The organism is Aquimonas sp., from assembly GCF_044377145.1.
In the GTDB taxonomy this organism is placed as follows: Bacteria; Pseudomonadota; Gammaproteobacteria; order Xanthomonadales; family Xanthomonadaceae; genus Aquimonas.
This window is the reverse complement of the sequence record NZ_JBILJQ010000051.1, coordinates 1-18,288: the sequence shown is the minus strand read 5'-3', so window position 1 is coordinate 18,288 and position 18,288 is coordinate 1. Positions and strand designations below refer to the sequence as shown.

Below are 18,288 nucleotides of genomic sequence, written 5' to 3'. Positions count from 1 at the left end.
GTCGGCCAGCGTCGGGCGCGCCTAGATTGCAGCGGCAGGCAACCCGGGAGACTTCGGATGTCCACGTCCGCGACGCAGATGCTGATCAACGCGCTGCCGGTGTCCGTCGAACCGGGCGAGACCGTGCTGCAGGCCGCGCTGCGCGCCGGCATCCGATTCCCCAACAGCTGCCGGGTCGGCGCCTGCGGACGCTGCCGATGCCGACTGCGCGGGGGCGAGGTGCTTGAGCTGACCGAGAGCGCCTACCTGCTCAGCGCCGAGGAGATTCGAAACGGCATCGTGCTGGCGTGTCAGAGTCGACCGCGTGCGGCGGTCAGCATCGAAGTGGAACTCGATCCGACCGCACCCACGCAGACACGCAGCGGCATCGTCTGCGCTCAGCAGCGGTTGACCCACGACATCACACGGCTTGACCTGCAGCTGAGCGAGCCGCTCGACTACCGCGCAGGCCAGTTCGCGCGCCTTGAGCTGCCGCAGTTGGCCGGGCTGCAGCGCTGCTACTCGTTCGCCACGCCAGCGACCGCAGACGGATCTGTGAGCTTCACCGTGCGTCGGGTCGAAGGCGGCCGGTTCTCCAGCCTCATCCACGACACCGACCTGGTCGGCAGCCCGATCGCCCTCGAAGGGCCACACGGCGACTTCTGGCTGCGCCCGGCCGCAGCGCCCCTGCTGATGGTCGGCGGCGGTAGCGGCCTGGCGCCGCTGCTGGCGATGCTGCAGGCGGCGTTGGCTGAAGGCGTGCAGCGCGAGGTCAGCCTGCTGTTCGGCGCACGCACCCAGGCCGATCTGTATGCCCTGCAGGACATTGAAACGCTTGCCCGCGCATGGCCGGTGGCGTTCCGCTTCCTGCCAGTGCTGTCGGCCGAGGCGGCTGACAGCAGTTGGGCAGGCGCGCGCGGCTGGGTCAGTGAGCACATCCCTGCACTGCTTGCGACCGGCAGCCACGCCTATCTGTGCGGGCCACCGCCGATGATCGATGCCGCCGCCCTGCAGCTGCAGGCACTGGGCGTGGCCAGCGCCGACATCCACTGCGATCGTTTCGTCAGTGCCGCCGAGGCGCCCGCGCAGGCCGAGAGCGCGCCGGCGAGCGCGGATCCCGATGCCGGCCTGTGGCACTACGCCAAGTTCTTCGGCTTCCATGCGGTCGGCCTGTTTTCGGCGATCTCGCTGCTCGCTGGCGGCGCCTGGACCAGCCTCGGTCTGCTGGCGGTGGTGGCGTTCTACATCGTCGGCGACTTCGTCAGCGGCGATGACCTGTCGACGCCACGCTACGCGCACCCGAAGGTGCTGACGGTGCAGCTGTGGCTCGCCCTGCCGCTGCTGGCGCTGATCGTGTTCTGCGCGGTGTGGAGCGTCAGCCCGCGCGACGCATTCGGCTTCGGTGCCTGGCTGGGCGGGCACGCAGGATTCGATCTGCTCGCAGCCCGCGCCGCAACCGGACTCGGCCATCATCTGTCGGCGCTGATCCTGACCAGCCTGATGATCGGCATGATCGGCACCATCACTGCCCATGAGCTCACCCATCGCACCTGGGACACGACCTCGCTGCTGATCGGACGTTGGCTGCTCGCCTTCAGCTTCGACACCGCGTTCGCGATCGAGCACGTCTACGGGCACCACCGCTACGTCTCGACCGCGCACGATCCGGCGACTGCGCCGCGCGGGCGGAATGTGTATGCGCACATCGTGCTGTCGACCCTGCGCGGCAATGCCAGCGCGTGGCGGATCGAGCGCGAACGTCTGCACAAGCGCGGGCTGCCAACGATGTCGCGCCACAACTCAGTTCTGCGCGGCCAGGCGATGAGCATCGCGCTGCTGGCGCTGGCCGCTGGCGTGGGTGGCTGGACCGGAGCGCTGATGTTTGTCGCCTGCGGCCTCGGCGGCAAGGCGCTGCTGGAGATCGTCAACTACATGGAGCATTACGGCCTGCTGCGCTCACCGCAGTCGCCCGTGCAGCCGCGGCACTCGTGGAACACCAATCGCCGGGTCAGTTCGTGGACGCTGTTCAACCTGACCCGGCACTCGCACCATCATGCCCAAGGCGAGATCGCTTACCAGAATCTTCGGCCGATGGCGGACGCACCGCAGATGCTCAGCGGCTATCTCACCGTTCTGGTGCTGACCCTGATCCCGCCGCTGTGGCAACGCCTGATGGCGCCCAAGCTGCTGGCCTGGGACCGAGACTTCGCCGATGCCGAGGAGCGCAGGCTGGCAGCCGCGGCGAATGCGCGCAGTGGGCTCAAATCGCTGCAGCCGGGGGCTTGAACGCGCCCATGCGCACTGGCCAGCGATCAGGCCGTCTGCGCGCCCACACCCGTCTCGCTGCTGCGCACTGCCGTCCGCGCCGGCCGGCTCGGCCACGCATGGCGCAGGATCCGCCAGATCACCTGGCCGAACTGGCGCGGCAGTGAGCCGGTGTTGTAGTGCTGGCCGTAGCGCGCACAGATCGCACGGATTTCGACCGCCATCGCGGCGTAGCGGTTGGCGGGGATGTCGGGGAACAGGTGGTGCTCGATCTGGTGGCTCAGGTTGCCGCTGAGCAGGTCGAGCACGCGGCCGCCGCGGATGTTGGAGGAGCCGTGCAGCTGGCGCAGGTACCACTGGCCGCGGCTCTCGTCGCGGATCGATTCCTTGGCGAAGGTTTCGGCTTCGGCGGTGAAGTGGCCGCAGAAGATGATCATGTAAGTCCACAGGTTGCGCAGCACATTGGCAAGCGCATTGCCGCTCAGCACCACCAGGAACTGCGGGCCGGCCAGGGCCGGATACAGCACGTAGTCCTTCAGGATCTGCCGGCGCATCTTGCGGCCGACCGGGCGCGCCACGGCGCGCAGCTCAGCGGCTTTGGTTCGGCCGCTGAACCAGCGGCCAAGGCGCAGTTCCTGCACCGCGATGCCCCACTCGAACAGGATCGCGAACACCACCGCGATCAGCGGCTGCAGCAGGTAGAACGGGCGCCAGCGCTGTTCGGGAAACAGCCGCAGCAGCCCGTAACCGAGGTCATCGTCCATGCCGCGCACATTGGTGTAGGTGTGGTGGCGGTAGTTGTGGGTCTTGCGCCAGTTGTCGCTGGTGCCGGCGATGTCCCACTCGTAACTGCGGCCGTCGAACTGCGGGTCGCGCATCCAGTCGAACTGGCCGTGCATGACGTTATGCGCCAGCTCCATGTTCTCGAGAATCTTCGACAGCGCCAGCAGCAGCACGCCGGCGCTCCACAGCGGCAGCAGCCAGGCCGGCGCGAAGGCGGCCGCCGCTGCGCCCGCGAACAGCAGGGCGCGGCCGGCGAAACCGGTATAGCGCACGCCGGCCAATACGCGGCGGATATAGCGCGCATCGGCCGCGCCAATGCTGGCCACGGTGCGCGCGCGCACTGCGTCGATCTCGGCGGCGAACTGCTCGATCTGCTCAGGGTTCAACGCTTTGCTGCGGGTCGAATACATGGCTTACAGGTCCAGAGTCAGGTCGCTGGCCGCGCTGTGGATGCACAGGCGGACGGGTGAGCGGGCTTCGTCATCGAGCGCGCCGCTGCGCAGGTCGCGGCTGCTGCCGGCGAGCTTTTCGCAGCTGCAGGTGTTGCAGATGCCCATGCGGCAGCCGAAGGCGGGACGGATGCCCTGCTCTTCCAGCGCCAGCAGCAAGGGCCGATCGCGCGGCAGCTCCAGCACGCGGCCGCTGCGGGCCAGGGTGACCTGGGCGGTGCCGGTTTCCGCATGCACGCTCGGCGCGGGCGTAAAGCCTTCGGCGGTGAACGACTTGGCACTGACACACAGCGCGCGCGCAGCTTCGACGAAGCCACCGCTGCCGCAGGCGTATACCTGCTTGGTGGCCAGATCCGGCACGAGTGCTGCCAGCGATTCCGCGTTGATTCGGTCACTCGGATCGCCGGGCGCGCGGGTCAGCTGGAACTCGACGCGGAAGTTTGGCCAGCGCGCTGCCAGCGCGCGCAGCTCATCGGCAAAGCACAAGTCCTGCGCCTGCTTCTCCCAGTACAGCAGGGTGAGCGGCACCGGCATCTGCTGCACAGCCAGCTGGCGGATCAGGGCCATCAGCGGGGTGATGCCGCTGCCCGCGGCCAGCAGCAGCCACTCGCCCTGCACCTTTGCCGGCAGGGTGAGCTCACCGAAGGCTTGGCCGAGCTCGACCACATCGCCGACCTGCAGCGCATGGTTCAGATGCGGACTGACCCGGCCGCCGGCGTGTTCCGCCACGGTGATCTCGATGCAGCCATCGGCGCGCACCGGCGCCGCCAGGCTGTAGCTGCGGGTGTGGCGGGCGCCGTCGATTTCGACGCTGAGATTGATGTGCTGGCCCGGCGCGGCACCGCGCCAGTGGCTGTTGGGCTTGAGCACCAGGGTGACCGCGCTGGCTGAAGCGGCGCGCCGCTCGACGACGCGTGCCAGCGGCCTCGACCAGCTCAGAGTCGGGCTGAAGTGACGGGCCCAGAAATCGAAGAACTGCGGCGACAGCAGGCGGCGCGGCAGCGGATAGACGGGTGTCGCCCGTTTCGCGGCGTGCGCCGGCGCGGCACGTGTTGCGGCTTCTGGAGTTTGGGTCAGGCTCATGGGCGAGCAATATACACATATATGCACATGTGTGCAGATATTCGTGCATTTATCCACCGCTATGATGGCGACCGCGCTTTCACCCGGCCCGACCGCCTTGACCACCCCCGCTGCCCGCCCGCCCGAGACCTCGCCCGGGCGTAAACCGAGCATCAGCCGCGACGACCTGATCAAGGCCGCGCTGCGGCTGATCGGCCCGAACCGCAGCGTGTCCAGCCTGAGCCTGCGCGAGGTCGCGCGCGAGGCCGATATCGCGCCGAACAGTTTCTATCGGCATTTCCGCGACATCGACGAGCTGGCGGTGGCCCTGATCGAATTGTCCGGGCAATCGCTGCGGCAGATCGTCGGCAACGCCCGCAACCGTGCCGGCGACAGCAGCAGCATCGTGCGCAGCTCGATCGAGGTCTTCATCGAACAGGTGCGCGCCGACGGCAAGCTGCTGCATGTGCTGCTGCGCGAAGGCACCGCCGGCTCCGACGCGTTCAAGGCTGCGGTCGACCGCGAGCTCAACTTCTTCGAGGACGAACTGCACTCCGATCTGGTGCGCTTGAACACCGACCAGAGCAAGCGCCTGCACGCACCGCGCCTAGTCGCCCGCGGCATCACCCGGCTGGTGTTTGCGATGGGCGCCTCGGCGCTGGATGCCCCGCCCGAAGACGACCCGCGCCTGAAAGAACAGCTGACCGAGATGGTGCGCATGCTGCTGGCTGGGGCGCGCGCGATCGGCGAAGCGACCGGACCGGCACAGCCAAACCACGGCTCCTGAAGTTCGGGCGCGCGGGGCCATTTCGCGAAATTCCGCTGCAGCGGGGATTGTTTCGCATCAATTTGATCCTGGCCGCCACCGTGTTGCGAGTAATGGTGGTGGGCGGCAAGCCTGCCGTCCCGCCCCACCCGCGGCGACTGTCGGCGTGATCGGCCTGCGCCCGGGTGTTCTTCAATACCAACCGGAGATTCAACCCATGAAGACCAAGCTCGCTGCTTTCTTTGCTGCCGCCCTGTTCGCTGGCTCCTTCGCCATCAGCACAGCGCAGGCCTATGACGAGTTCTCCCAGTGCATGGCCGCCTGCCGCCAGCAGTACCGCCTGTGCCTGCAGTACACCCCGGACAAGGCCGTCCTTTGCGCGCAGTTCAACCGTCAGTGTCAGATCGACTGTGGCGTTCTGAACTGATCGCCGCGGCCGGGCCGGTCCGCCGACCCGGCCGCACGGACCGCCCGCGCGCCAGCAGCAACCGGCGCGGGCATCCTCATGCCGCAACGACTCGATCGCTACGCTTCCGATGACTCCACAGGAGCACCAACGCATGACCTCGACGCTGAAATCCGTACTGATGATTGTCTTGCTGGCCGCTGCCGGGGCCGTGCTTGGCTGGGCGGTTGCCCAAGGCTATCTCGGTACGAGACCTGCAGCCTATGTGGAAGGCGATTACGCGTCGCAGCGCGCGGAAACCGGGCAGTCGGTGATCCTGCTCGGAACCGCCTGGTGCGGTTTCTGCAGCAAGACTCGCGAGCATCTGCAGGCACGTGGCGTGACGTTTGCCGACCTCGACGTTGAGCAGTCCGAGCAGGCGGATGAGTGGCTGCAAGCGCTGGGCTCTGAGGGCGTACCGGTGGTGCTGATCGGCGACCGTCAGATCCGTGGCTTCCGCCCCGATGTGATGGACGCCGCTCTGGCAGCGCTTGAGCCCCCTGCGCCCGCAGCGAGCGCTGTGCTGACGCAATAGACATTGATCGCCCAGATTCGCGGCCAATGCGCGCCCGCCGGATCGCGGCGGGCGCGCATTGGCGCTGGAGACGTTACTGCGGAATACAGCCGAAGCTGATGGAAGCGGAAACTGTCGAGTACGCCCCCAGCGGGGAATACACGTTCACCGAAACTCTTCCACCGGTCTTGTTCTGCATGTTGAGCATGGCGTAGTTGTCGCTTGCCCCGGGGATGCCATCGAACTCGATTCGACCGGTCTTGCTCCAGCCATAGGTGATGCCGCCGCCCTGCGGATAGGCTTGGCAGGCGTGCAAGCAGTTGGCCACCAGCTCGCACACCAGCCGCGCGGTCCCCGGCGGCTGCGGATTCAGGAACTTCACCTGCATCATGCCTGGCAACACCGACACCCCTTCCTCGCAGATGCCCTCGTTCGAGTCGGGTGCAGCCCACAGCGGCCAGAAAGCGTCATAGCAACCGCCCGAAGATGCACAGACCTGGCCGTCCGTGTAGTCGCAGAGACGACCTGGATCCGGCGCGGCGCGCGCACCCGACGCACACAGCAACAGTCCTGCGGCCAGCGTACTCATTGCCGAATGTGATATCGCATTCATTTCTCACGTTCCTTAAAGTGTCATTGCAGCGTGGAATGCGGCTGCACCAACGCAGCTCGCAGCGTACTCACCCAAAAGCTTCAATCATCGTCGTGCTGCGCGGGTGCAGGCTCAGCCACTTCCTGCGCAAGCCTCTGCAGCGCAGGACAGTATTCGGGTGGCGCCGATGCCTCGCAACCACAGGCTGCGTGCGCTTCCACGGCGACAGCTGACAGCAGTGCACGCAGCTGTGGCGAATACTCCGGTGCCGGCCCAGGGTCCAGCGGCCCCGTCAGCAGCGGCAGGGCCGCCTCACAGTCCCGGCGCTGAACCAGAAACTCGGCGTAACTGGCCTGCCAATAGTGAAACGTCGAAGTCTCGCGCATGTCGCCGAGACCAGCGTCATCCAGCAGGCGCTGATACAGCAGCTTGACCTCGTGGGTGTCAGCGCCTGACGCGCCGCGGATGTAGGCCAGGTTGAACAGTGTCCGCAGAGTGTTCGGATGCCGCGACGATGTGGCCGCCTGCCAGCCCTTCCAGGAGCGCTCCAGAACCAGGGCTGCGCTGGCCGGGTCGTCCAGGCCGAGGTACAGCTGTGCGAGGTTGCCGCGCACACGCGCCAGCGGGGCCGAGTTCGGGCCAAAACTCTGCTCAATGTCCTCGCCGAGGGCCAGCAGCTCGGTCAGGCGTGACTGCAGCACGGCACGGTCCTGGGTTCGCGGCGCGTACTCAAGCAGGCGCATGCGGCTCAGCAGCAAGCGCGGATGATCGGGCGGATAGCTCTGCCGAAGCAGGGCCAGGGTGTCCTCCAGCAGACGTAATGCGCCGTCGCGGTCGCCGCTCAGACGTCGCGCTTGCGCGCCGTAGACGCGCAAGCCCAGCACCAGAGGATCCAGCGCCGGCAGCGCGCGCGCGCGCTCGAACGCAGCATCGAGCACAGCCACCGCGCGGGCCGGATCAGCCAGCAGGTAGGCAAGCCGACCGCGCAGCAGTTCGACCTCCACGGCGTCCCGCAGCGGCGCGGGCTGGAGGCTGTCCAGCAGGCTCTGCGCGAGCGCAAGGTCACCCGATTCAAGCGCGGCACGTGCTTGCAGCAGAGGCAGGGCCTCGACGCTGCTGTTGGCGCGACCGGCGGCTTCGATGCCGCGCTGGGCGAGCCGCAGCGCCTGCCCGGGACGACCCGCAGACAGCTCGACATCCACCAAGGTGGCTGCCAGCTCCGCATAGAGCCTTGGCTGCGCTTGCCGGCGCAGCTCCAGCAAGGGAAGTGCCGCATCCAGCACTGCACTCAGCGGTGTCTGTCCACCTTCCAAATTAAGCGGATTGGCGGCCGCGAAGGACTCTTGCAGCAGGGTGATCGCCGCCGCGGCGCGGTCGCGCTCGTGAAGGGCCTGATCGCGCTGCTGCAGCACCACGGCAAAGGCTGCCAGCAGCAGCACGGAGGCCAGTGCGGCCAGCGCGAACAGCGGGCGCTGCCGGCGAACCAGCATGCGAAACCGGTACCAGGGTTCGTTCTCGCGCTCGCTGATCGGTTGACCATCGAGCACGCAGCGCAGATCGCGACCGAGTTCGCCAACGCTGGCATACCGTTGCTCTGGGCGCTTGCGCAGACAGCGGAGCACCACCCAGGCGATATCGCCACTGAGTGCTGCCTTGAGCTCGGCCACGCTGCGCAACCCGCGCGCCTGCGCGAGAGCGAGGTCCGTGGCGGCGATCCGTCGCGCCATCGTCGGCGCCGGCAGGTGCAGCAGCTCATGCTGGAATCGAAGCGGCTCGGCAGGATCGTATTCAAACGGCTCGCGCCCACTCAGCAAGACGTACAGCAGCAGACCGAGGGCATGGATATCGCAGCCCGTGCCGACGATGCCGCCCTGCAACTGTTCGGGCGCAGCGCTCCGCGGCGACAGGAATCGCTCGGCGGTGGCGGTTGGAGACGCCCCATTCAGGGCCAGTGATTTGGCCAGGCCGAAGTCGACCAGGCTCAGCTTGCCGTCGGCGTCCACCAACACATTGCCCGGCTTGATGTCCCGATGCACCAGCAGGCGCTGATGCGCATGCGCGACGGCTTCCACCAGCTGGAGGCAGAGCCCGATGCGCGCATCGAGCCCCAGCTGTCGCCGTTCGCAGAACTCATCAATGGGCTGACCTGCGACGTACTCCATCACCACGAAGGGCGATCCGTCCACCGCATGGCCCGCTGCAATGAAACCGGCAATGCCCGGGTGCGACAGAGAAGCCAGGGCCTCGCACTCCAAGGCGAAGCGCTGGGTCAGCTGCGGGCCAACCATCTCCCGGCGGGTGGTCTTCAGGGCGAACACGCGCTGCTCGGGATCATCGGTGCGCACCGCGGTGTACACGCGGCCCATGCCGCCGGCGCCGATCTGTTCGATCAACCGGTAGCCCGGAATCTCGCAGCGCACATCGGCGACGTGTGGAAGCAGGAATGACGAGGGCTCGGGTCGATTCTCGTGCTCGAACACATCGTCGTGCTCAAGCAGCCGGCGCAGCTGCTCGGCCTGCTGCGGCTCGCGAGCAGCCATGGCCTGCAGGCCAGCCTCGCGTGCGGCGGGCTCCAGCTCCAGCAGCGCATCGAAGGCGCGCTGCAGCGACTCAAGCGCCGGCAGCGGAGACGTCGGCTTCAAGCCCATCCCCCAAGCGATCCGCCAGCCAGGCGCGGGCGAATCGCCAGTGCCGACTCACGGTCGCGCTCGATATGCCGCAGCAGCTGGCAATGTCTTCCTTTCCCAACCCGGAGAACAGCTTCAGCTCTGCCACCGCCGCAATCGCCGGATGGCCCTCGGCCAGTTCGCTCAAGGCGCGCTCCAGGTCGAGGCTGCCGACGCAGTCTTCGACCAAGGGATGTTCGTGCTCCGGCAGCAGATCGAGCGGGCGCGGCGCCTGGCCGCCGCCGCGCTTGTCGGCATTGCGGCCGCGCAGGTAGTCGACAGCCGAGCGACGCATCAGGGTGGTGGCGATGGCAATCAGATGCTCGCGGTTCTCCCATTCGACTGAGCTTTGCGGCTGCAGTCGCTCGAACATTTCATGCACCAATTCAGTGGCCCGCAGGGTCAACGCCCCCTGGAATCGACGGACATTCTGCTGGGCGATGCGCTTCAGGGTCGGGTACAGCGCGCTGATCAGCTGATCGCCCGCCTCAGCATCACCTTGCCGCCAGCGTGCGAGCAGCAGGGTGATCTCGCGGTCGGGGGGAAGCTCCATAGTGCACACGCCTCCAAGTCCAAGCCATGCTCGCACGGCCGGTGCCGACGATCAGCGGGGCAGGATACGCCGCCGATACTGATTGGCAAGCCGCGCCCGAGCTCGCCGTTTCAGCTCGGGCGACAGCCTGATGAAGGGAACAACACCGACGCGGCATGGTGGAGCATGCGCTCAGCAAGGCGGCCGACCCGAGGCTTGGAGAGCTCGGCGGGATCAGCGGGCCGAGCGGAATTGGAGCCCCGCGCTGCGGCGGTCGACTCTCTCCGCCCGCCTCAGCAGGGCAACATCTGCCCGGCCTGCCACCCGGCAGCGCGCAGCGCCTCCAGCAGGGCGATCGCTTCGGCACGCGCGCTCAGCGCATGCACCGGCAAGACCAGTACATCGCCGGGGCGTGCCCAGGCCAGCAGTTCGCGCACCGCGCCGACTTCGGGCAGGTGCACCTGCAGGCGCTCCGCCGGCAGGCCGCAGGCGCGCAGCTCTTCGCCGAGCAGTTCCGCCACTTCACCGACGGCGCGGCCGCGGATGTAGCCCTCGATGTCCTTCAACACCACCCGATCCGGCGCGGCCTCAGCAGCAGTGCGGGCCAGTGCGCGGATGTCAGTGTCTTCGCGGTTGCCGGCCTGACCCAGCAGCAGGCCGAGACGTTGGCACTCGCCGGCGCGCGCCACCCGCAACAGGCCGCGCAGGCCGTCGGGGTTGTGCGCGTAGTCGAGCAGGATGCGCAGGCCGCCGAAGCTCCAGCGCTGCAGGCGGCCGGGGTTGTCGGCGGGGTCGTCGCCAAAGCGCGCGAGTACCGCGGCAATGGTCAAGGGCGGAACGTTCAGCGCCTGCGCAAGCAGGCTGGCGGCGGCGGCATTGGCGATGTTGTAGCTGGCCTCACCACCGGCCGCCAGCGGCATGTTCGACACCGACCCCAGGTTGACGATCGAGGCGCCCGCTCTCAGCCGCAGCACACCGTCGCGCACGCCGCAGGTTGCGCCGCCAGCGGCGCGCTGCGCGCACAGCGCGGGGTGGTCATCATCGAGCGCGAACCAGGCGATGTTGGCGGCAAAGGCCGGGCCGCGCGCGGCCAGCACCGGGTCGTCGGCATTCAGCACCAGCACACCGTCCGGCCCCAGCGCGCGCGCCACCGTCAGCTTGGCGTCGGCCAGGTCTTCCAGGCTGTGGATGCCGTACTCGCCGAAATGGTCGACGCTGATGTTGGTGACGCAGGCGACGTCGGCGCGGGTCAGCGCCAGACCGCGTCGCAGCAGGCCGCCGCGGGCGGTTTCCAGCACCGCCGCCTGCACCCGCGAATCGCGCAGCACGGCGCGCGCGCCGCCCGGCCCGGAGTAGTCGCCGCTGGCGATCTGGGTGCCGTCGACGAACACGCCGTCGGTACAGCTGTGGCCGGTGCAGTCGCCGTGGGCGCGCAGCATCGCCGCCAGCAGACGCACCGTGGTGGTCTTGCCGTTGGACCCGGTGATCAGCGCGGTCGGCACGGCGTGCAGTTCGGTCCAGTCGATATCGAATGGCTTGGGCAGGTCGCTGAGCGGCCAGGTGCGGCCGCCGCAGCCGAGTCCAAGCGTCAGCGCCTCGTCATCGGCGAGCACCGGCAGCCCGCGCGCGGCGGCGGCATCGATCAGTGCGCGCAGACGCGGCTTTGCCTCGTCGGCGCACATCGCCTGCAGGGTGCGCAGGGCGCTGATCTCGTCCCAGGCCGCCGGGTGCCCGGGCGCATGCAGCACGGCCTCACTTAACGCCGCCAGCCAGGCCCATTCGTTGAGTTCGGTCGCTGCGTACAGCAGGTCGACCGGTGCCACCATGGCCAATGCGGCACCGCCCGGGTGCAGACGCACAGTCAACGCGGCGGACGGCCACTCAAGCTGCGCCCGCATGCGCTTGACCCCTCGGCGCCAGCCCTCGATGGCGATCGGATCGGTGCCGCGCAGGCCGAGCGTTTCCAGTACGGCGCCGCTGTCGACGAAGTACAGATTCGGCCCGGTCAGCCGGCGCGAGTCCTCGAACGGCAGCGCCGGCTCGATGTTGTGGATCGGTTCCCCCGCTTCGCCAGCAATCGTCTCGGCGCTCAATCGGCGTCCTCGCGCGGCAGATGCACGCCGCGTTCGTCGCGGACCACGCCTTCATAGTCGGAGAAGGCGGGCTCCTCCTGCACAGCGGCAACCGCTGCGGCGCGCATCGGCGCCGGCACCAGCGCGCCCTCGGGCTTGAACTTGATGATCTGCTTCCACGAGCGGGTCAGAGCGTCGGCGAAGACCAGCAGCAGGTCGCCGGGCTGGCCCATTCGCAGTGCGGCGTCGATCGCCTTCTGCTCGTCGGGGATGATCGAGATCGCCGATTCCTGCACGCCCTGCGCGAGCAGCGCCTTGGCCTGGATGCGCGGCACTTCGTCGCCATCGCGGCCGCGCAGGCCGTCGTCGCGGCGACAGATGTAGTGATCGAAGCGGCCGGCCACGGCATCGGCGATCGCGACCAGATCTTCGTCGCGACGGTCACCCGGGCCGGCCAGCACCACGATGCGGCGACCGGACACATCCAGACGCTGCGCAAGGTCGGCCATCGCGCCGACCGCGTGCGCGTTGTGGCCGTAGTCGAACAGCACCTTGAACGGGTGTTCGTTGAACACGTTCATCCGCCCCGGCGCCTGGAAGAAGGTGGTGTCGAAGGTGCGCAGGCCCTGGCGGATGGCATCAAGCTTGATCCCCAGCGCATAGGCCATCGACGCCGCCACCATCGCGTTCTGCACGTTGTGCAGCGCGCGGCCTTCCATCGTCGCGGGAATCAGGTGGGTCCACAGCAGCGGGATGTGGCTGCCTTTGTCGTACAGGGTAATCATCTGGCCGTTGACGCCAGCCTCCAGCGCGCAGGCGCGGCCACCGGCGCGGATGTGCTCGCGCACCAGCCCATGCTGCGGGTTCATGGTGACGTAGCAGATCACCTTGGCATCGGTGTAGCCGGACATCCGCAGCACATGCGGGTCGTCCGCGTTCAGCACCGCGCAATCGGTGGCGACCTCGACCACGATCCGCTTGATCTCGGCCAGCTGCTCCAGGGTGTCGATGCCCTTGATGCCGAGGTGATCGGACTGCACGTTCAGCACCGCGCCGACGTTGACCTCACGCACGCCCATGCCGGCGCGGATCAAACCGCCGCGCGCGGTTTCCAGCACGGCGAGATCGATCTGCGGGTCGGACAGCACCATGCGCGCCGACACCGGCCCGGTCATGTCGCCCTCGACCGTGCGCTGGCCGTCGATGTAGACGCCGTCGGTGCTGGTCATGCCCGGCGTGAACCCGGCCATCTTGGTGATGTGGGCCAACATGCGCGAGGTGGTGGTCTTGCCATTGGTGCCGGTGATCGCCGCGATCGGCACCCTTGAGGGCGCACCCGGCGGGAACAGCATGTCGATCACTGGTCCGGCGGCATCACGAGGCGTGCCCTCGCTGGGAGCCACGTGCATGCGGAAGCCCGGTGCGGCATTGCACTCGCAGATACCGCCGCCGATGTCCTTGTAGCTCTCGGCGATATTGGTGCTCAGGAAATCGACGCCGCCGACGTCGAGCCCGATCGCGCGGATCGCGCGCACCGCCATTTCGCGGTTGTCGGGATGGATGATGTCGGTGACGTCAGTCGCGGTGCCGCCGGTCGACAGATTGGCGGTGGAGCGCAGATAGATCACCCGCCCGGCGGCCGGCACGCTGGTCACGTCGACCCCTTCGCGCGCCATCATCATCTGCGCCTGCGCATCGAGTTCGATCCGGGTCAGAACCTTCTCATGGCCGATGCCGCGGCGCGGGTCGGCGTTCACGATCTCGACCAGCTCGGCGATGCTGTGGACGCCGTCGCCGACCACGTGGCCGGGGGTGCGCCGGGTGGCGGCGACCAGCTCGCCATTGACCACCAGCAGACGGTGGTCATCGCCTTCCAGAAAGCTCTCGACGATGACCGAGCGCGAGATCTCGCGCGCCTTGTTGAAGCCGGCGATGACCTCGTCGTCGCTGCGCAGGCCGATCGAAATGCCGCGGCCGTGGTTGCCGTTGTAGGGCTTGGTCACCACCGGATAGCCAATCCGCCGCGCCGCGCGGGTGGCCGCCGACTCGCTCTGCACCAGCTCCTGACGCGGCACCGGCAGACCGAGCGCGCCGAGAATCTTGTTGGTCTCTTCCTTGTCGCCGGCCAGCTCGACCGCGATGTGCGAGGTGCGGCCGGTGACCGTGGCCTGGATGCGCTGCTGGTACTTGCCGTAACCAAGCTGGACCAGTGACTGATCGTTCAAGCGCAGCCAGGGGATGCCGCGCTGCTCGGCAGCGCGCACCAGAGACATCGTCGATGGGCCCAGCGCACGGCGCTGGGTGTAGCGGATGAACTCATCGCGGGCTTCCGCCCAGACCCAGTCCTCAGGCACGCTGCCGCTCGGGCGCAAATCCGTCGGCAGCAGGGCGCACAGCAGACGCAGCGCCAGCTCGCCGGCGGCCACGCCTTCTTCCTTCTGGGTGTATTCGTAGACCACGCTGTAGACGCCGGGCCTGCCGTCGATGCTGCGGGTCTTGCCGAAGGTGACGTCTTCGCCCGCGATGTTCTGCAGCTCGATCGCGACGTGCTCCAGCACATGACCGAGCCAGGTGCCCTCGTCCTCGCGCATGCGGCGGATGAATCCGCCGGGCGTGCGGTGCGAGCAGCCGTGTTCGGCCAGGCCCGGCAACGCTTCGATCAGACCATCAATGAATTCCGGCCCGAGCCGCACGGTCGGCCAGTCTTCCAGCACGCCGAGGTCGAGCTCCAGCCGGATTACCGGGAAATGCGCATACAGCGAAGGCCCGCCATAGATCGATCGTTCGAGAATGCGCATCTCAGGGCTCCTAGTGTTTGCGGATATTGAGCGAACCCGCCGAGGCACGGCGGGTGTGCAGATTGAAGCTGGCGCCTGCGGTCAGCACATGCACCGCAAGGCCGAGCACGCAGACCGGCTGGCCTTCATCAACTTGATCCATCGACGAGAACTGCAGACCATGCGCATCGACCACGGTGACGCCGCCGCTGCCGACCACTTCGAGCTCATTGTCGGGGCCGATGAAGGCCGCGGTGTCCTCGTCGAGACCAATCCCGATCGCGAACGGATTGAACGCGAGTGCCGTGGTCAGACGGCCGAGGCGGTCACGCTGACGGAAGTGCTGGTCGATGATGAAACGGTTGGTCAGGCCCAGGCCCGGCGCCAGCCGCACGCTGCCGGCACGGGGCGAGCCGCCCTCTTCGCCGAACGCGATCATGTGCTCGCTCAGTACGGCGGCGCCGGCACTGGTGCCGGCCACATGCACGCCGGCCGCGTTCTGGCTGCGGATCAACCGCGACACCGGAGTGCCGCCCAGCAGGGTGGTCAGACGCAGCTGGTTGCCGCCGGTGAGGAAGATGCCGTTAGCCTCGCGCAGGCGCGCCAGGCGCTGTGGTTCCTCGCAGTCGCGGCGGGTGTCGAAGTCGATCGACTCCACCGCGCCGGCGCCAAGCTCGGTGAACAGGCTCACGTAGCGTGGCCCGGTATCACGCAGTTTGCTGGCGCTGGGGATGACCACGATGTTCGCTTCGCTGCCGCCGCACAGGTCGACAAAGCGGCTGAGGATGTCGGGGCCGTCTTCTTTCTCTTCGGCGCCACCGATGGGGATGATCCAGCCGCGCTGGCCACCGTCGGGAATTCTGCTGGGCATGGGCTCTACTGTTCCGGTTGTGAATCAAGAGGAGTTGCGTAAACAGCGGTCAGGTTCTCGAAGCTGCCGGCGCGGACGGGCTGACCGTGTCGCACATGCCAGGCACCGCGGGCCATCACATCCGCCACCCGATGCTGGGCGTCGAGCGCGACCAGATCGGCATCGGCTCCGACCTCGATCCGGCCCTTGCGCGGCAGCCGCAACAGGCGGGCGACATTGCTGGTGAAGGCCGGCAGCAGGCGTTCCAGCGCAAGCCCGCGCTGCAGCAGCTCGGCCAGCGCGGCACTCAGCGCGGCCGGCGCACCGATGTCCATGCCGCACAGCCGGCCCTCGCCGTCGAAGCAGGCCAGGCAGCCGCCGGCATCCGAACTGACAGTGACGCGCTCGGCCGGCGCGCCGCTGTCGAGGTAGCGCTGCAGGGCATCCGCGGCGCTCCAGGCATCTTCGCCGTCTTCAACCGGGAACGCGGTGATGTCGATCGTGCTGCCGCGCCGCGCCAGTTCGATCGCTTCTTCGAACAGCGCGCGGCGGCGGTTGACATGGGTCGGGTTGAACACTCGCGCCGGCAGCTCGCTGATATCAAGCGCGCGCCGCACCAGTTCCAGTCCGCGCACGCCATCGCCCAAATGCAGATGCACGATGCCGGCCTTGCCGGTCATCAGGCCGGCCACATGCGCCTCGGCGGCGAGCTTCAGCAGTTCGTCGAGCGTCGGCTGGCTGGAGCGGTGGTCGCTGAGCGCGACTTCGCCGACCCCGATGATGCAGTCGATAAAGGCGATATCGCCACGCACGCTGCCGGTCAATGTGGCCGGCGGCAGGTGATAGCCGCCGCAGTGGCACCAAGCGCTCAGGCCTTCTTCGCGCAGGCCCATTACTCCGGCCACCAGCTCGCGGGTCGAGCGGGCGAGATCATCGGTGCCGAGCACGCCGACCACGGTGGTGACGCCGCCACGGCTGTAACGCGACAAGGGCAAGGCCGGCACGCGTGAGGAGAAACCGCTCTCGCCGCCGCCACCGGTGATGTGCACATGGCCATCGATCAGCCCCGGAATCAGCCGGCGTCCCTGCAGATCGATCGCCTCGACATCAAGGCCGGTCGGCGCAGCCGCGTCGGCGCTACCCATCCACAGGATTCGACCGGCGCCGATCAGCAGCTGGCGCAGGCCCAGCGGTTCGGGCGCGAACACATTGGCGTTGCGAACAAGAATCAGTGGTGCAGGGGTGGGGTTGGGCATCGCGGGAATGTAGCAGCTGGCGCAAGCCGCGGGCGCACCGGGCGCGGATGGTCTGCACCGCCGAGGGTGCAGGCCACCTGCGAGCTACTCCTCGAAACCGTCCATGAAGATTTCCGGCCCGCCCCCTGGGCTGGTGTTGCTGGTGGCGGTGTTGTTGGCCGAGTTGGGATCAGTGATGCCGCCGCCGACCACCGCCGTGACGCTGTTGCTGAGCACGCCCGTCGTGCCTGCTGCGACCACGCCATTGACCACGAAGGTCGCCGCCGCGCCGACCGGCAGGCTGATGCTCTGGGTCAGGTTGCCGGTGCCGCTGGCCACGCAGCTGGCACCACCGGTGGTGGTGCAGGTCCAGCTCGGCGCGGTGAAGGCGGCCGGGAATATATCGACCACGGTGGTGACCGGCGCTGCCACCGGACCGGCGTTGTCGATGACGATGGTGTAGCTCAGGGCCTGGCCGGCGCTGTAGGCGGCCGGCGTGGTCATCGCACCGACGCCGACATCGGCCTCCTGCGGTCCGACGCTGCAATCGACCACCGCGCGGATCACCCAATCACCCTGCACGCCCAGCGTGGCCGAGTTGAACCACACGTAGTTGTTGGCCCCAAGCTGGGCCAGCAGGCCGTTGCGGCCGGTCTGATTGCCATCGGTGTCGCGCACCACGCTGGGGTCGGAGGCAACAACGCCGTTACCAAACACCAGGGCAACCACGAAGGTCTCGTTGGCAGTGACCGGCACATTGACCGGAATGGTCTGGTTCTCATCCAGAAAGCGGTACTCGTTGAGCACGCCATCGGTGAGCACCGGCCCGCCGATGTTCAGAGCCAGCTCGCCTGGCGTGGGAAAGGTGCCGGCGCGCGAGATCCTGATCGCTGAATGGATTGTCTCGCCGCTCACCCCCGACGGCGAACGCCAGAACACCTGCACCGCGCGGATATTGCCGTTGCAGGGCGAAGTCAGCCACGAGGCGGCCTGCTCGCCTTCAACGAAACCCGCCACCACCACCGCATTGCCGAACTCGGTCAAGGAATCTTTCTTGATCGTGACTTCCGCCGCGCGCGCGCCGCTTGCTACACCCGCTGCCATCAGCAGCGCCAGCATTGACTTGCTCATGTGTTCCCCCCGGAACTGGATTTGCTCGACCCCGAGGACCGACCTTATAGAGCCGGCGCCAATTATCCGTGAACTTCAAGCGCCGCCAGCGGTCAAGGTTTCGGTCTTGGATCGGAGGTGTGGCAAATGGAAGCAGTTGACGGTCGGAGCTTGAGTCGAGACGCGCTGCA

The 18,288-nt window shown here is 67.8% G+C and carries 14 protein-coding genes; 4 read left to right on the top strand and 10 right to left on the bottom strand.

Annotation, left to right across the window (positions count from 1 at the left end):
- Positions 1-57 precede the first annotated feature (57 nt).
- Complete coding sequence (locus tag ACIQ7H_RS14985) at positions 58-2,265, top strand: fatty acid desaturase (RefSeq protein ID WP_395792895.1); 2,208 nt, start codon at positions 58-60, stop codon at positions 2,263-2,265.
- Positions 2,266-2,291: 26 nt separating this feature from the next.
- Here the strand turns inward: ACIQ7H_RS14985 and ACIQ7H_RS14980 are convergent, their stop codons facing one another.
- Both ACIQ7H_RS14980 and ACIQ7H_RS14975 read right to left on the bottom strand, forming a co-directional pair.
- Positions 2,292-3,437, bottom strand: coding sequence for a fatty acid desaturase family protein (locus ACIQ7H_RS14980; protein WP_395792893.1), 1,146 nt, complete (start codon positions 3,435-3,437; stop codon positions 2,292-2,294).
- Between the two features lie 3 nt (positions 3,438-3,440).
- A complete protein-coding gene (locus tag ACIQ7H_RS14975; RefSeq protein ID WP_395792891.1) occupies positions 3,441-4,559 on the bottom strand; it encodes a ferredoxin reductase in 1,119 nt (372 codons plus the stop codon).
- A 64-nt stretch (positions 4,560-4,623) separates the two neighbouring features.
- Between ACIQ7H_RS14975 and fabR the strand changes: the two genes are divergently transcribed.
- From fabR to ACIQ7H_RS14960, 3 genes are all read left to right on the top strand, one after another.
- Positions 4,624-5,325 (top strand): HTH-type transcriptional repressor FabR, encoded by a 702-nt coding sequence (fabR, locus tag ACIQ7H_RS14970; RefSeq protein WP_395792933.1) that lies wholly within the window; start codon positions 4,624-4,626, stop codon positions 5,323-5,325.
- Positions 5,326-5,470: 145 nt separating this feature from the next.
- Positions 5,471-5,731 carry a hypothetical protein gene (locus tag ACIQ7H_RS14965; RefSeq protein WP_395792889.1) on the top strand — a complete coding sequence of 87 codons (261 nt, stop codon included), beginning with the start codon at positions 5,471-5,473 and terminating at the stop codon, positions 5,729-5,731.
- A 133-nt stretch (positions 5,732-5,864) separates the two neighbouring features.
- Positions 5,865-6,284 carry a glutaredoxin family protein gene (locus tag ACIQ7H_RS14960; protein ID WP_395792887.1) on the top strand — a complete coding sequence of 140 codons (420 nt, stop codon included), beginning with the start codon at positions 5,865-5,867 and terminating at the stop codon, positions 6,282-6,284.
- Positions 6,285-6,357: 73 nt separating this feature from the next.
- On the opposite strand, the gene ACIQ7H_RS14955 is transcribed toward ACIQ7H_RS14960, so the two are convergent.
- From ACIQ7H_RS14955 to ACIQ7H_RS14920, 8 genes are all read right to left on the bottom strand, one after another.
- Complete coding sequence (locus tag ACIQ7H_RS14955) at positions 6,358-6,876, bottom strand: hypothetical protein (RefSeq protein WP_395792885.1); 519 nt, start codon at positions 6,874-6,876, stop codon at positions 6,358-6,360.
- Between the two features lie 80 nt (positions 6,877-6,956).
- Positions 6,957-9,497, bottom strand: a complete 2,541-nt coding sequence (locus ACIQ7H_RS14950) for a protein kinase (RefSeq protein WP_395792883.1) — start codon at positions 9,495-9,497, stop codon at positions 6,957-6,959.
- Positions 9,466-10,074, bottom strand: a complete 609-nt coding sequence (locus tag ACIQ7H_RS14945) for an ECF-type sigma factor (RefSeq protein ID WP_395792881.1) — start codon at positions 10,072-10,074, stop codon at positions 9,466-9,468. Before ACIQ7H_RS14945 ends, ACIQ7H_RS14950 begins: the two co-directional genes overlap by 32 nt.
- Positions 10,075-10,346: 272 nt before the next feature.
- The gene (locus tag ACIQ7H_RS14940) at positions 10,347-12,146 is read right to left on the bottom strand and encodes a Mur ligase family protein (RefSeq protein ID WP_395792879.1); all 1,800 of its coding nucleotides are present in this window, start codon (positions 12,144-12,146) and stop codon (positions 10,347-10,349) included.
- The gene (gene cphA, locus ACIQ7H_RS14935; RefSeq protein ID WP_395792877.1) at positions 12,143-14,923 is read right to left on the bottom strand and encodes a cyanophycin synthetase; all 2,781 of its coding nucleotides are present in this window, start codon (positions 14,921-14,923) and stop codon (positions 12,143-12,145) included. The genes ACIQ7H_RS14940 and cphA overlap by 4 nt, the downstream gene beginning before the upstream one ends.
- A gap of 10 nt (positions 14,924-14,933) precedes the next feature.
- Positions 14,934-15,773: a cyanophycinase gene (locus ACIQ7H_RS14930; protein WP_395792875.1), complete on the bottom strand. Its 840-nt coding sequence runs from the start codon at positions 15,771-15,773 to the stop codon at positions 14,934-14,936.
- Between the two features lie 5 nt (positions 15,774-15,778).
- Positions 15,779-17,008, bottom strand: coding sequence for a beta-aspartyl-peptidase (gene iadA / locus ACIQ7H_RS14925; RefSeq protein ID WP_395792873.1), 1,230 nt, complete (start codon positions 17,006-17,008; stop codon positions 15,779-15,781).
- Positions 17,009-17,092: 84 nt separating this feature from the next.
- Positions 17,093-18,118 (bottom strand): hypothetical protein, encoded by a 1,026-nt coding sequence (locus tag ACIQ7H_RS14920; RefSeq protein ID WP_395792871.1) that lies wholly within the window; start codon positions 18,116-18,118, stop codon positions 17,093-17,095.
- Between the last annotated feature and the right edge of the window lie 170 nt (positions 18,119-18,288).